Here is a 1,012-nt window from a genome sequence, read left to right on the forward strand (position 1 = left end):
CTATATGCAAAGGCTCTACCTGGAAATCCTGCAACCCTTAACAAAGGATGATCAGTTGCTTTTTATGGATGCCAGCCATGCCCGGGCTATATTCGACCTGTTTCCTTCGTTGAGCGCCCTGCATAAACTCAGCAAAGAGCATTCCTCCCAATGGTTAAAAGGGCTGCTTGAAGCCTGCCTTGGGCTAAAAACCCATGACATTACCAAAGAAGGCATCCAGACACTCTTTGAAGCGCTACTCAAAACCCATAGCCTTCTGCCCCGGGATAACGATATCCCCGATCGCTTTCTGTCGGGGATGCGTGCTACCGACAACAATACCGTTGAGATACCTGTCTCTGGGCTTATCCCATCAGGAGAAGGGCTGGCCCTGAGTTTTATTTCTATGCTGATGCGGAACCTTAAAGAAGTGTCCTTCACTGTCAGAGGACAGCGGCTTGAAGTTGAAGGGCTGCCTTTCGGTATTATGACCTACCGTTTTCCAATACCGCAGCTAAAAATACAGGATGAAAAAATTGAAATTAGCAACTGGTCAGAGCGACAGCTCAGGATTTTTTTGAAAATCATCAATGTACCTGAACACTATTATCTGACCGCAGAAGATTGGCAAAGGCGTTTAAAAGAGGATGACCCGGCATACCTCCAGAGGCACGAAGCCAGACTGGCCGCTAACAGAAGGCTGAAGGCAAGAGGCGATGTTGAAGAAGCTCTCCCCTCCAATCCCTTGCCTATTCATGTTTTGGCTACCCTGCTCAACAGAAGAATGGCCATCAAACCTGTCGTCTGGAAATCTCTTGACCACCATAAAGAGAGACTGCATAAATCCTTGCTTGGCAAACTGAGGGAAAGAATCGAAGCATCAGGTACAGAATGCCCCGATGAGATTAAAGCATCACTGTCCCAATACCTGGATAACGTTCAATCCGGGGCGGCTGAAGCCTGTGTGCCGTTAAGTGAACCAGAACCACAAAGCGTTAACCCGACAGATGACAAAAGAGAAAAACAGGCTTTT

The 1,012-nt window shown here is 47.6% G+C and carries 1 protein-coding gene; it reads left to right on the top strand.

Going from position 1 to position 1,012, the window contains the following annotated elements:
- The coding region (locus tag KDK17_RS00680) for a hypothetical protein (protein ID WP_257287118.1) at nucleotides 1-1,012 on the top strand (1,012 nt) is incomplete at both ends.

Origin of the sequence: Endozoicomonas sp. SESOKO2 (genome assembly GCF_024606245.1) — a bacterium.
Taxonomy (GTDB): Bacteria; Pseudomonadota; Gammaproteobacteria; order Pseudomonadales; family Endozoicomonadaceae; genus Endozoicomonas_A.